Genomic DNA, 13,460 nt, shown 5'->3' with positions numbered 1-13,460 from the left:
TTATATTTATATAATTCTAGGGCGTGTCCTCATTTGAAAAGTAGAGATAAAAATGAAATAACAACCTGCCTTGATGCTTGTGTATGCTGATAGTAACAGCATCATGATTTTTAGAATGACAGTATTAAAAATAAAAGCTTTTGTTTCAAAAGTATTTTACCTAATCGTTTGTAGACTTATGAAGGGGTCCAATTATGAAACGCAGCAATCAATTACAGCCATTATCTCGCCATCATCACCTTGGTCTCAACTTATCTCGTCATGCGAAAGAATGCGCTGACACGACTGACGAGATTGCCAAGCACTGGCATAATCTCACCGCTTATATCGACGATATGCAATATCATTTTCAGATTGAAGACAATTTAATTGCCAACGCCCTAGAGCCTTATCGAGCATCTCAACCTGAAGTAGCATCGGTATTAGAGACGCTTACTGGTCAGCATAAACGCTTGCAGACCCTGATAGATACGGGTCAAAAAACGGCGAGTCAGTCTATAACGACAGAACAAGTTAGAGAGCTTGGCACGTTACTATACGACCATATTCGTTTTGAGGAGCGCGAACTGTATCCTATCGTAGAAGAGTATCTAACAGAGGATGAGCTAGATGCTGTTTATCAAGCAAGCCCAGACAGTATTAAGCGCTCAGATGAGAATCGCTAGAAATTATAGTGTTTCAAAAATGCTGTTTGCGTCGCTTTTATCGACGTTAATCGAGCATCAGCGTTGATTTAGCTTATTGACAGTGGCAATCAAGGCGACCATGATCACACCAATGATAATAAGAATGCCGGACATCATATGTGCAGCTTCATAATTCAGTGCCTCGACTTGCTCATAGATAGCAATCGAGACGACTTTGGTCTCACCGGAGATACTGCCACCTATCATCAATACCACGCCGAACTCGCCAATGGTATGGGCAAAGCTAATTAAGCTGCCAAGAATGATACCAACGCGCGCTTGTGGCAATGCCACTTTCATAAAGCGCCTCAGACGACTGGTTTCTAATAAATGTGCAACTTCAATGACGCTAGGTGGAATGCGCAAAAACTGAGCGTAGACAGGCTGAATATAAAAAGGCAATGAGTAAATAATAGAGCCGATGACAAGCCCTTCAAAGGTAAAGATGAATGGACTGATGTTATGCTCGGCAAGCCATCTACCGATACCGACGTTGGGGCTTAATAGCAGTAATAAATAAAAACCAATCACGGTAGGCGGTAATACCAACGGCAACGCGATAATGCCCATTAGTAAGACTTTAAAGCGACCAAGTACGCGGCCACGGCTGGGCTTGGCAAGCCAATAAGCGACAGGCGTGGCAAACAATAATAAGCACAAGGTGGTCACACCGGCAAGCTTAACGCTCACCCATAATGGACTGAGCATGCCTACCATAAGAGATTGGGCTATCATAACGTCACTGCTCTTTCTTGGTCGTTGCTAGCCGTTACTGATCGTAACAAGTAATATAGTCAAAATATCCTAAAAACGTGACGGTATTGCTGATGTATCGATATTACTTTTCACTGGCCATATCATTTACAAAAATTAAAGTAGCAAGGAAAAAGAGTATAAGTACTACGCATTGTAGGCCAAGCAATTTTGACACAGCTAATCGTATTTTTGGGTTTGGTATAAGGATAATGCTTGGTTATTTAACCATTAAATAGCCCGCTTGCGAGAAATAGTGTTGTCCTGCTTTTGAGCGCAAATAATCTGTAAAATCTGTGGCAATGAGTGCATCACTAATGACGATTCCATCTTGCAAAATTGCTGGATAAGAGGCTGGTGCTAACGTGATAAATCGTTCAGGTTTGGCCTTAATTGCTATAACTTGTGATTGTGCGACAAAACCATAATCCACACTGCCCGTATGCGCATATTGAAATGCTTGGCCAATATTTTCGGCCTGTATCAGGCGTTTTTGCTTATTTAGGCTATCGTATAAATTTTGCGATTTTAGATAGGTTTGTGCAGAGGCGCCATAAGGGGCAAGTTCGGGGTTAGCAATGGCTATTTTGCCGTTAGCATCATTTATAAGTAAGTCACTCAATGCTGCCGGATCAGATTTGTCCAACGACTTAGTCAGGCTATATAAGGCTAACTGACCTTGCGTATAAGTAAATGGTGTATAACTCTCATTATTTTTATCGTTGTCTACGACTCTTTCAGCCGCCAGTTTGGCAGGGAATTCTTGATTGGCAGATAAGAATATATCGTAAGGTGCGCCTGCTTTTATTTGCGCGTATAACTTGCCTGACGAGGCATAAGTCACATCAATATCCTGCGCCACTAAATTTTTATCTACTTTATAACCATCAACAATTTGAGGCAACACATCCGATAAATTGGCAGCAGCAGCAATACGTAGGGTTTGGGTTTGCTCAGGTGTCTGGCTAGCAGAATCCGTGTCAACCGTATTTTCTGCTGTGCAAGCGCTTAACGCTACTAGTAAAAACGCAGAGATAGGTGTCACCGCCATCAACTTAGCCATTACTAACCATCCTCGTTCTTAACCATTGTTACTAAGCCACTTGGAAACATCATTGTCGTAGTATTCTTGCTTCCAAACCGGAATATCTGCCTTAATTGTATCGAGTATCCAGCGGCAAGCATCAAAAGCGGGATAACGATGGGCAGAAACCACACCAACCCACACAGCGACATCGCCTATCTCTAAAGCACCGATACGATGAATGGCAATGGCATGAGTGATTTCAAAACGCTTTTTAGCTTCTTCGATAATTGCGCGACCTTGATTCAGCGCTAAGTCTTCATAACCATAATAGGTCAAGCGTTCAACACTAGTGGCATTATTATGATTACGCACTCTGCCTTCAAAGCAAACAAAAGCACCGCAGCTATCATCATCGAGGGTATTTTTTAGTCGACCTTCATCAATCGCTACGTCTAATAACGCAAAGCCATCACGCTCAGCGATTAGGTAGGCTTCATCGATACTACGCTTGATACTCATTGAGTGGCTGTGGACGTTATCTGTCATTTGATGTCTCTATTTGCTGTCTTTTTAATTAGGAAGCGATCTACTAAAATTTAACCACCCGCAACTGGGGTGATAAATACCACACTATCACCATCATAGATCTGGTCTGTCCATTTAGCAAAGTAATCATTTACCGCCACGCGTAGCTCTGCCTGCGGGCGACTAAAGCGATGCTTTTGACTGAGTTGTTCGTATAGCTCAGTCAATGAGGTCGACTGCTCAACGCTGACCGCTTCTTCTTGGCAATTGGCTTCGTCCGCTAAGCTGGCGAAATACAAGACGTTGATAGTCATCGTTGCTTCAGTGTTTGGTGCTACGTCAATATTACTCATAAAAACCTTCCATTCTGTGCAAACTATCGAGCTTTATAACTATAGTCAGTTAAAAGTAATATCGACACATCACGCACTGCTGATATCTATTTTTTTTGCTTGCTATGCCTGCGCAGACAGAGGCTTCAAAAAATTGATATCAGCAGTACCGTAGCGATTTTAGGATATTTTGACTATATATTACTGCTCATCGGGTAATGCTCATCGTTATAAAAAACTTCATTATTCTAAGTGTGATTTTAAGCATGACGATAGTCTGATTTTCCACCTGTTTTTGTCACCAAATGAATATTATCAATAACGATATCATGCGATAGCGCTTTGGTCATATCGTAGATGGTCAAACAAGCAATGCTAACGGCGGTTAAGGCTTCCATCTCGACCCCAGTTTTATGCGTGACTTTGACAGTGCCGCTGACGATAATGGCATTTAGGTCGTCATCATAAGCAAAGGCTAGACCAATCTTGTCTAGCGGCAATGGATGACACAGTGGAATCAAATCGTGGGTGCGCTTGGCGGCCATAATACCGGCGATATGCGCCGTCTGAGTAATGCTACCCTTTTTGGTCATACCATCAGCAGCTTTGATTTGCGCATAAATCTCGCTTGGGAAACGCACTTGTCCGACTGCATTGGCTTCTCGCGTCGTTGCCGTCTTGCCACTGACATCGACCATGGTAATATCGCCGTTGCCGTCTAGATGCGATAAGCTAGATTGTCTGCTTTCCTGATTATTGCTATTCATTGCTAATGTCTCTTGATAAGGTCTCTTGATAAAGTCTCTTGATAAAGTCTCTTGATAAAGTCTCTTGATAAAATTTTATAAATCGCTTAACACTGCGCAGGCACGTTGAAAATCTTCAGGGGTATTAAAGTTGGTCAGATGCTGCCAATTTTCTGTCAAAGGCACCGCTTGCGTAAGAGGCTTGATAAATGACATGACACGGCGTTGACCGCTATCAACATAAGCCTTCAGATCAGGCTCAACACTTAATTGATACAGCCCCAATAATGGATATAGATGGCTATCATCGGTTAGACAAACCACTTTTTTATCGGCCGCTTGACTAATCACTGGTTGTAATTTTTGCCATAAATCAGTTGCCGGTATTAAGCTATCGCAGCTAATAACAAGTAACCATGAGGAGCCGGATTTTTGGTTTGGCGTTGTATCAGTGAGCTTAGCTAATGTCTGCAGAGCTGATTCAATAGCAACCAAAGCCCCGCCATTATCGCTCTGTTTGTCATCTTTCATAGGAGTGTAATCAGTAATATGCATAATTGGAGATTGTATATTACTAACAGTTAAATCTAAATCAACCGTAAAACCGCGCTCATTGTCTGCAATCATAATCAGTATATTGAAATCAGCGGCATTTGAATCAGCCGCTGTTAGTTCAAGGGCATGACGCACATGATAGTCTAATAGCCGCTCACCTGTCGGCAGAGTGAGCTCCGCTTTGGGCGTGCCCATACGCTTGGACGCACCACCCGCTAAGATGACTACGCCTGCCAAGCTATTTAGATGTGGTGCAGTATCAACCATCATTGAATATCAGTCATGGCTAGGATTTTGTGCCAAAAAGTGCGGCACAAAATTGCATGGACGAGTACGGCTATCGAACTGCTCTTTTAAGATATCTTCCCAGCCAGTACGACACGCGCCTGATGAGCCCGGTAAGCAAAATATACCGGTGCCATTTGCCATGCCAGCAACCGCTCGTGATTGTACCGTAGACATGCCAATTTCATCTTTTGAGATGAGACGAAACATTTCACCAAAGCCATCGATCGACTTATCAAACAGTACTTTTACCGCTTCTGGCATGCTATCTCTGATAAAAAATCCCGTACCGCCCGTCGTAATCACTGCATGAACCTTTGGATCTGCAATCCAACCACTGATCACCGCTCTTATCTGGTAGATATCATCAGAGATCAATTGACGGTCTGCTAAGTGATGCCCTGCTTCGGTTAAGCTGTCTACCAAGTATTGTCCTGAGGTATCTTCTGCAAGTGTTCGACTGTCAGAGACGGTTAATACGGCAATATTAAGCGGTGTAAATGCTGTAGCGGGTTTGCTCATAGAGTTTCCTCGAGAAGGTGATGTTAATGTTTAAAAAAGCGTAACATGCTTATTAATTTAACCGCCAATGATTGACAGGTTATGCATAATGCCGCTATTGGCATCATGCAAATGATGGTGCTCAGGTTTAATCGGCATAAAGCTATGTAGATCATTGACTAAACCTTGCACATCGTTAGTCTGTAGATGCTGACGAATATCATAGTTGCCTTGATCGAATAAGCACAGATGCACTTTGCCTTGACTGCTCACCCGCAGGCGATTACAGGTATCACAGAAATGCGCCGCGTAAGGGGCAATCATACCAATGCGTCCCATATAATCAGGATGGCTGTACTCTACCGCTGGACCATCACTACTGCCGCGCTCATGTGGCTGCCAGCCATGCTCTAATAAATAATCGGTAATAATATCGGACTGGGCATGCTGAGCAAAAAACAGATCGCTATTGTCGCTGGTCTGCATGAATTCAATAAATCGATAAGTCACTCGCCTATCTTTGACGTAGTCGATGGCATCTATCAGATTTTCAAAGGCGGTCTCTGCCATCAACACACTATTAATTTTAAGCTTGATATTCGTGGTTTGTAGCAACGTATCCATGTCAGCAAGTAGTTGCGGTAAGCTATCAAAGCCTGTCATCTTGTGAAAAGTAGCGGCATCAAAACTGTCCATGCTGATATTTAACTGGTCGAGCCCAGCTGCTTGCCAACTGGCTAAATGCTTACCCAGCTTATAACCATTACTGGTCATCGCCACCGTTTCAATGCCATCAGTTTGTTTGATGGTTTCAATAATCTCGACGACATCGCGACGGATAGAGGGCTCACCACCAGTGATTCTAACTTTTTTGGTGCCGACTTGAGCAAAGCCGCGTATCAGTGTGGCAATCTCAGGGACACTAAGCTCATCATCAGGGCGTTTGCCTTGATAGCCGTTCGGCAAACAGTATTCACAGCGAAAGTTACAGAAGTCGGTAATAGACAAACGCAGATAGGTAAGACGTCGAGCAAAACCATCAGTTAACGGTTGAGAGTGCTCAATATCTTGCTCGGTAGGTGCTGCTACAGACGGGGCTTGATAATTATCAAAAGCCGTAGCGGCTGTTAATGTAGACATACTAGGCGAATACAGTTGTGCATGGCCTATCTTAATGTTGTCATCACTCATATTTTCCTACCATCAGTAGTGCTTGTGGGCAGCATTACTTTATTATTCGTGTTTGGCCTACCATTGTATGATTTATTTTCAGTTTTTTTGTAGTCATCTTATAGAGATTTAGAAAACTTTCACTACGCATGTAGCCAAGGGAACGGCTGCACAATGACGCTATCACCTGATGCCACATTACCACTGTCTTTGTCCAAAACAACAAAGCAATTCGCTCGGCTAAGCTGTTTGATTCTATGTGATTGCTGACCTGAGAAGCACTCAACTTGATAACTGCCAGCGTCGTTTTGTGTGAGAACACCGCGCTGAAAGTCCTTACGACCAGCTGATTTTTTGATATCGTTTGTGAGCGTTGCTTTGACACTCAATTGCATGGGTCGCTCTGCTAAATCAGCGCCTGACATTTGCCACAATGCTGGTATCACAAACTGTAACGCCCCAACGACCGTCGATAATGGATTGCCCGGCAGACCAAAATATAACACGGGCTTAGCTATATCTTGGTTTAATTCACCAAACACAAACGGCTTACCCGGCTTCATCGCGACTTTATAGTGGTTAATTTGACCCAGCTGTTCAATCACGGTAGTCAAAAAATCATAATCACCAACCGAGACGCCAGCCGTTGATATCAGGACATCGCAGTCTTGCATCGCTTTATTGACAGCGGCAGTCGTCTGCTCTAGATTGTCAGGGATAATGCCGTAATCACGAATGGTCACTGGCAGATCAGCCAGCATGGTTTTGAGTGTAGGCGTATTAGAATTATATATTTGCGCCAAGCTTGTCAGCTCATTGCCAATAGCAACCAGCTCATCACCAGTTGCTAACAGGCCTACCGTCAATGGCTGAAACACCTTGATTTGGCTGACGCCCAAATTAGCCAATAAGCTAATATCAGCAGCATTAAGACGTTTACCTACCTTCAATACGGCCTCGCCCGATTCGATTTCTTCACCTTGTTTGCGAATATTGTTATCGATCTGAGCCGTTTGCGACAGCGTCACCGTGTAAGGTTTTGATTTATCGATTGTGTCTCTAATAGTGGCAAAGTTAGTATTCTCTTGCATGATGACCGTGTCACAGCTATCTGGAACGACGGCGCCAGTAAAGATACGTACACCTTGTCCCGCTGTTAACTCGCCAGTATAAGCACTGCCCGCTTGTGATTCGCCAATGATCTTAATGATGCTGGTATCTGATATATCGCTGCCATGAGCGATCGCATAACCATCCATCGCTGATAGATTCTGTCTTGGTATATCGAATGTTGCGGTGATATCTTGCGCCAGTATTTGATTACGACTGTCTAGCAGCTCACAGGTGTTGAGCACCCTTGTTGGCAATGGAAAGTCATTATTATTATAAGTATCTACGCGCAGCTTTATCGCTGTCTGTAACGCTTCCATCGTAATCATAGGGGAACACTCAGTTTGTCGGTTGTTATTAGTATTACATTATAGTGAGGCATTGCTAACAGTTTATCATCTGTAGCCCGTATTTTTTGCTATCAGCGTTAATTGCATCTCTTCTACTTGTTGTAGTCGATTTTATATATTTTCAATGCGAGTGTACTTAAGTTTTTGATAGCACCATACAAATAAGTTCATATAGCACCCTGCTCGTTAAACACTAACAGATAATCGATATTAATAGCGAACACTTAATTTGAACTGCTTAATTTGAACTTTTTAAGTTAAACTCAAATTCTTTGACTTAACAATTTTTAATTCAGGAACTTTTAAGCGGCTAACTATAGGGCGTGTCCTCAATTCAACCGATAGCAATCTAAATGGGCTAAAAATGGTTAAATCTTGCCAAACATCGTCAAATAACTAGGTAATATCTCGATATTATCTGCACTATTTTCCTTGTTTGACTGCAATTTACCTCATTTGTATCACCATTTTTAAAATGAGGACACGCCCTAGTCAAAATATCATAAAAACGCGACGGTATTGCTGATATCAATTTTTTGTAGCCTCTGTCTGCACAGGCACAGCAAGCAAGAAAAATAGATATCAGCAATGCGTGATGGTTCGATATTACTTTTCACTGACCATATAAATCGATGACTTTGCATGAAGTCAAAAAAAGCACCTTAATCTAGGTGCTTTTTTAGAGTCATCACTATAAAAAATTATGAACACAGTCGTCAAAAACGGTGGCGTTGATTATTACATAATAGCGCCAGCAACCAACTTCACCATGATGTCAATGAAGAAGCACTCCGCTGACTGATAAAACCATCTGGCGTTTGCCCGTTATCGGCTTGCCAACGCTGGAATGCTTTGCGCGTGTTGGTACCGATAATACCATCCGTGCCTTTGGTATCATAACCTGCACTGGTTAAGCGCTGCTGCAATCTGGTCACTTGAGAAGTCGATAATGGGTTTTCATAGCGCGGCCATGATTTTCGTAGACCACTTTGCCCAGCCAGTGCTTTACCCAGCAAGCTCACACCCAGCGCATAGCTCGATGAGTTGTTATAAACCTTGATCACATCAAAATTTGGGCTTAACAATAGCACTGGGCCATCTTTACCCGCTGGTAGCCATAGCTCCATTTGCGTATTGGCATCGAGATACACATCATCTATGGTATCAACGCCAAGCGCCGCCCATCTGGCTGCAGGTTGCTTGCTACCGACCACTGAATAATCAAATGAAGATGGAACCGTTACCTCATAAAAAGGCGCCAGACCGCGAACCCAGCCTGAGTTGCTGAGATAATTGGCCGTAGAGGCTAAGGCATCGCCTGTTGACCATGGGTTGCGGTGACCATTACCATCACCATCGACACCATGCTCTAACCAAGTACCTGGGATGAACTGCGTTTGTCCCATGCCGCCAGCCCAAGAGCCTTCTAACTGTGACCACGACACATCACCACGCTGCAATAGCGTCGCTAATGATAGTAACTGCGTTTCGGCGAACTCTTGGCGACGACCGTCATAAGCAAGGCTAGAGAGCGCGCTTGGTAAATCGCTATTGCCAGTCACCACGCCGTATGACGACTCCATGCCCCAAATCGCGGCGATGGTTTCTGCACTTACCCCATACTGCGATTCTAATTGTGACAAAAATGCCCGTTGCTCAGCAAACTTGCGCTTACCCGTACTCACACGCCCATCTGATACCGCAGAATCAACATATTCCCACGGCATTTTTGAAAACTCTGGCTGTCCTGAGTCAAGCGAGATGACCTGCTGATTTAAGTAAGCAGAATCCATCAGACGTCGAATCGTTGAGGCATCATAGCCTGATGACAGCGCGCGCATGGAGAAATCAGACTTCCAATCAGAAAAGCTGTTGTAGCTTGGTTTTGCCACTGGCTGCGGCTTGACGACCGGTGCCGGTGTTGGCTTTACTTGAATGGTTTGAGTCTGGGTAATCTGTACATTACCTTGACGCACAGGCTTGCTGGGTTTTTGCATCGCCTGTTGACTGGTACAACCGACCATTACTAAGGCAGGGAAAAGGGCAATGTACTGTTTTTTTAACATCATAAAAACTCTCAAGTATGGATAAGTAACTTAGCGATTAGCGGCAACAATTAGCAGCCGTTCATCAAATTTAACGTCTAAGCATTTAAAATCAAAGCATTTAACGTCCGAGTACAGCCCGTGGATCGATAGGATTGCCATTCAAGCGAACTTGAAATTCTAGACCGACTTGGTTGGTTTGACCACTGCTACCCATACTGGCAATACGTTGACCAAGTTGTACCTGCTCGCCTTCTTTAACCAGTAATTGACTATTGTGAGCGTAGGCGGTGATGTAATTATCGCTGTGGCGAATCATGATGAGGTTACCATACTCTGGTAGACCATTGCCCGAATACAATACAGTACCAGATTGGCTGGCAAGCACAGGATCACCTTCGTTACCAGCGAACCACATGCCCATGTTACCGGCTGCCGCATCAAAGTTGCGAACCACTTGGTTACGACTTGGATAGTCATAGCCTGATGTCGCGTTGGCCGTTACTTCATATGCTGGCGTTGGCGTGCTGGTGACAGGAGGGGTATAAGTCGGCTGTGACGGAGCAGAAGTATTAGCACCATTATAAGTATTATAGCGATTGTTGCTAGCTGCCGTTACTGGCGCGCCTTCCCATAGCTTCAACCACTGACCGCTATAGATGGTATATTTACTATCCAAACCGTTCATCGCCCCAATTTGACGATAGCTCAAGCGATAGCGTTCAGCGATTTGACTGACCGTATCGCCACGCTGCACGCGATGATAGTTAGGAACGCCTTGCGCATTGGTAATAATCTTAGGTCCCACTTGGTTAGCTGATTGGTAAGTAGGCTTCGTCGCACAGCCTACTATCGTTAACGATGCTGCTGTCAACGTTCCTATCAATGCTACTGTTGCCAAGCGCGATCCAGCAATAAGCTTCTTCATACAAGATTTCCTATTCTTTATGTTACTCACAAACTCCTTGTGCTAATCACAAGCATTTTGCTAACTTTTATACCGTTTAGTATTTGGCAGCTAGGATTTGGCAGCACCAAATTATAGCATTAACGCCGACAACGTATTAAGGGTGTCAGCTGGCGTATGATGCAGGCGCACTGGAGATAGACTAATATAACCCGCTGCCACCGCTTGGTCATCCGTCATGTTTATGGCAGATGACTGAATATCTTCAGTTTCTAGTGACGATTCATGTTGCCGCTTACGTAGCGATAGCCAATAGGCATCTCGCCCGCGTGGATCTACCACATGATGTACAGGCCGTGCTATCTGACTATGTACCAGACAGGTGATTTTTCGACCTTTAATATCATCAGCATCATTTACATCAGGGATATTAACGTTTAATACATGATAGGGCAAACTTTTGAATGCCTCTACTATAGATGTTTCGGTCAACAGTTTGACTATTTCATCGGCGGCCATTTGATAGCGGTGCGCTTGGTCTTGCTCGTCGCCTTTTATTCTCGCCCCTACCAGAGAAGTCGCAATCGCCGGTAAGCCAAAGAGTTGGGCGGTCAATGCCGCGCCAAAAGTACCCGAAAAAAATACATCTTGTCCCAAGTTGGCCCCTGAATTGATACCAGTAATCACGCAGTCAAAGCGCGTGTCTTGATACAGCTCGTGTAACGCCAAATAAACACAATCCGCAGGCGAACCATTGACCGCGATAAACCCCGACGGCAACTGCTGAGTATACAACGGCTGAGAGATGCTCAAGGCGCTACTGCAGCCGCTCTGCTCATTGTTAGGTGCGACCACCTTCACCTCACCAACCTTTGATAAAGCTTGCGCCAGCGCTAACAATCCTGGCGCATGTACCCCATCATCATTACTAACTAAAAATTTCATTTGTGCTCAATATATTTAGGTTTGACCGTCTGTCTGCTTGTCTACTTTAGGGTGGTAAAATTGCTATAATTAGCCCAGTATTTGACTATTAATTGCTGAGCGCACCTCACCCCGATGCACCACTGGGAACGATTGTTATCACTCCGTTTTATGCTAACTGTGGTCATTATTAGATAGCACTTTAACCCTATAGTCGTGTCAGGTGCAACGATATTATGGGCGATTATACCTGAATCGCTAGCAGACACGAACCCACTCTTTGCGCAGAATTTGCCTGTTGCTTGACAGCATCCTTTATTTTTCACGGTAGTCAAACGGCAATATAGTCAGTCCCAAATAAAATGAGTATAAGTATTATAATGCGCCACTGGTATAAATTTTCCTTGCTTGCTGTGTCTAAGCTGACAGAGGCGACGAAAAATTCATCCCAGTAGTACTATGTTTATTTTATAGTGGCTCGACTAGATGCAATTAAAACTGGTCGGTAACACGTTACAATAGACAACAACGTACAACAATATAAACTTATACTTTTATGCTGACGTAACTTATAGGTTGATGCTACTGATATGTTGCTGCAAAATGCCTTTGGCTCACAATATATCTACACATAAATCAATATTTTATGTGACTTTTGTTTTTTTACCCATTAACATATGACCATTAAATAAAGATAAGCGAGTGTAATACTGAATGAATAATCAATCGATATTATCTATAGCTTCTGTGATAGCAAAGACCGTCTCAAAAATCGGTTTTGCAGGACTGATAACGTCTGTTGCCATGCTGTCTCAAGCGACCAATGCTGCACCCAATCCAGCAACCACTATCCCATTGGATATGTCTGGCATGAATATCACCAAGCACGAGATTGCCGTGATGCAAGTATTGTCTGAGATTTGCCCGCCGATGCTAAATGGTAAACAGAAACAGCGTTTTTATAAGTCTTATACGGTACAGCTGCATGAATTGATGCCATCGCTAGAAGACCCAAAAGCGGCGATTCAATATCTATCAACACAGCAAGACTATCGCCAGATATTACAAGGCATCCGTAGCTGGACCATGGGCTTCTCTAAACAAGAAAATAAAGCCTTGTGCGAAGATTTGGCGAACGCTGAATATTAATGGATAATTAATAGATGCTTTCGTTGTATGACAAAAGTAGAACTTTTGCTAAGTCTAGAAATATTACTCTGTACAATCCTTTCTATTATTCACTTGGACATTAACAGCAATAAATAATGATAAAAAATATAGATATTGCTGCCTTTGCCTTATTGAGTTAAGCAAATAGAACGCTAGCGCGACGAGCTTTATAAGTGAGCTTATCGCGTCTAGGAAAAGCTTGCTGTCACCCCACTGCTCCATTGCAGTTGGTGCGGCAAGCTTTTTTGTGGCAAGTAAAAAAACATGCATAAATCTCAATATACCTAAAAGCCTTTTAAGTATTGCCTGCCTTTTTCAGTTGCGTCCTATTTTTTTTATTTATCGATTCCCCATCGGTTGGCATTTTGCTAAGA

The 13,460-nt window shown here is 43.4% G+C and carries 14 protein-coding genes; 2 read left to right on the top strand and 12 right to left on the bottom strand.

Going from position 1 to position 13,460, the window contains the following annotated elements; genetic code table 11:
* Nucleotides 1–194 precede the first annotated feature (194 nt).
* Complete coding sequence (locus CXF65_RS07765) at nt 195–665, top strand: hemerythrin domain-containing protein (protein ID WP_101211629.1); 471 nt, start codon at nt 195–197, stop codon at nt 663–665.
* A 57-nt stretch (nt 666–722) separates the two neighbouring features.
* Here CXF65_RS07765 and modB read toward each other — a convergent pair whose 3' ends face one another.
* The 12 genes from modB to surE all read right to left on the bottom strand — a co-directional run bounded on the left by modB (nt 723) and on the right by surE (nt 11,937).
* Nucleotides 723–1,421, bottom strand: a complete 699-nt coding sequence (modB, locus tag CXF65_RS07760) for a molybdate ABC transporter permease subunit (RefSeq protein ID WP_101211628.1) — start codon at nt 1,419–1,421, stop codon at nt 723–725.
* Nucleotides 1,422–1,659: 238 nt separating this feature from the next.
* On the bottom strand, nt 1,660–2,502 hold the full coding sequence (gene modA, locus CXF65_RS07755) for a molybdate ABC transporter substrate-binding protein (RefSeq protein ID WP_101211627.1): 843 nt from the start codon (nt 2,500–2,502) through the stop codon (nt 1,660–1,662).
* A gap of 18 nt (nt 2,503–2,520) precedes the next feature.
* Nucleotides 2,521–3,012: a molybdenum cofactor biosynthesis protein MoaE gene (locus CXF65_RS07750; RefSeq protein ID WP_025650562.1), complete on the bottom strand. Its 492-nt coding sequence runs from the start codon at nt 3,010–3,012 to the stop codon at nt 2,521–2,523.
* A 50-nt stretch (nt 3,013–3,062) separates the two neighbouring features.
* A complete protein-coding gene (locus CXF65_RS07745; RefSeq protein WP_025650563.1) occupies nt 3,063–3,344 on the bottom strand; it encodes a MoaD/ThiS family protein in 282 nt (93 codons plus the stop codon).
* A gap of 239 nt (nt 3,345–3,583) precedes the next feature.
* Nucleotides 3,584–4,090, bottom strand: a complete 507-nt coding sequence (gene moaC, locus CXF65_RS07740; RefSeq protein ID WP_025650565.1) for a cyclic pyranopterin monophosphate synthase MoaC — start codon at nt 4,088–4,090, stop codon at nt 3,584–3,586.
* A gap of 75 nt (nt 4,091–4,165) precedes the next feature.
* Nucleotides 4,166–4,894 (bottom strand): molybdenum cofactor guanylyltransferase, encoded by a 729-nt coding sequence (locus tag CXF65_RS07735; protein ID WP_101211626.1) that lies wholly within the window; start codon nt 4,892–4,894, stop codon nt 4,166–4,168.
* Nucleotides 4,895–4,900: 6 nt separating this feature from the next.
* Nucleotides 4,901–5,431 (bottom strand): molybdenum cofactor biosynthesis protein B, encoded by a 531-nt coding sequence (gene moaB / locus CXF65_RS07730; RefSeq protein ID WP_101211625.1) that lies wholly within the window; start codon nt 5,429–5,431, stop codon nt 4,901–4,903.
* Nucleotides 5,432–5,488: 57 nt separating this feature from the next.
* The gene (gene moaA / locus CXF65_RS07725; protein WP_101211624.1) at nt 5,489–6,601 is read right to left on the bottom strand and encodes a GTP 3',8-cyclase MoaA; all 1,113 of its coding nucleotides are present in this window, start codon (nt 6,599–6,601) and stop codon (nt 5,489–5,491) included.
* Between the two features lie 122 nt (nt 6,602–6,723).
* Complete coding sequence (gene glp / locus CXF65_RS07720) at nt 6,724–8,019, bottom strand: gephyrin-like molybdotransferase Glp (RefSeq protein WP_101211623.1); 1,296 nt, start codon at nt 8,017–8,019, stop codon at nt 6,724–6,726.
* Between the two features lie 785 nt (nt 8,020–8,804).
* Nucleotides 8,805–10,109 (bottom strand): lytic murein transglycosylase, encoded by a 1,305-nt coding sequence (locus tag CXF65_RS07715; protein ID WP_025650570.1) that lies wholly within the window; start codon nt 10,107–10,109, stop codon nt 8,805–8,807.
* Nucleotides 10,110–10,206: 97 nt separating this feature from the next.
* On the bottom strand, nt 10,207–11,013 hold the full coding sequence (locus CXF65_RS07710) for a LysM peptidoglycan-binding domain-containing M23 family metallopeptidase (protein WP_025650571.1): 807 nt from the start codon (nt 11,011–11,013) through the stop codon (nt 10,207–10,209).
* Between the two features lie 111 nt (nt 11,014–11,124).
* Nucleotides 11,125–11,937 carry a 5'/3'-nucleotidase SurE gene (gene surE / locus CXF65_RS07705; RefSeq protein WP_101211622.1) on the bottom strand — a complete coding sequence of 271 codons (813 nt, stop codon included), beginning with the start codon at nt 11,935–11,937 and terminating at the stop codon, nt 11,125–11,127.
* Nucleotides 11,938–12,630: 693 nt separating this feature from the next.
* Between surE and CXF65_RS07700 the strand changes: the two genes are divergently transcribed.
* Nucleotides 12,631–13,065 (top strand): MCR_0457 family protein, encoded by a 435-nt coding sequence (locus CXF65_RS07700; RefSeq protein ID WP_025650574.1) that lies wholly within the window; start codon nt 12,631–12,633, stop codon nt 13,063–13,065.
* Nucleotides 13,066–13,460: the final 395 nt, after the last annotated feature.

It is taken from the genome of Psychrobacter sp. Sarcosine-3u-12, from assembly GCF_002836005.1.
GTDB lineage: Bacteria > Pseudomonadota > Gammaproteobacteria > Pseudomonadales > Moraxellaceae > Psychrobacter > Psychrobacter okhotskensis.
This window is presented reverse-complemented; position numbering and strand designations above follow the sequence as displayed.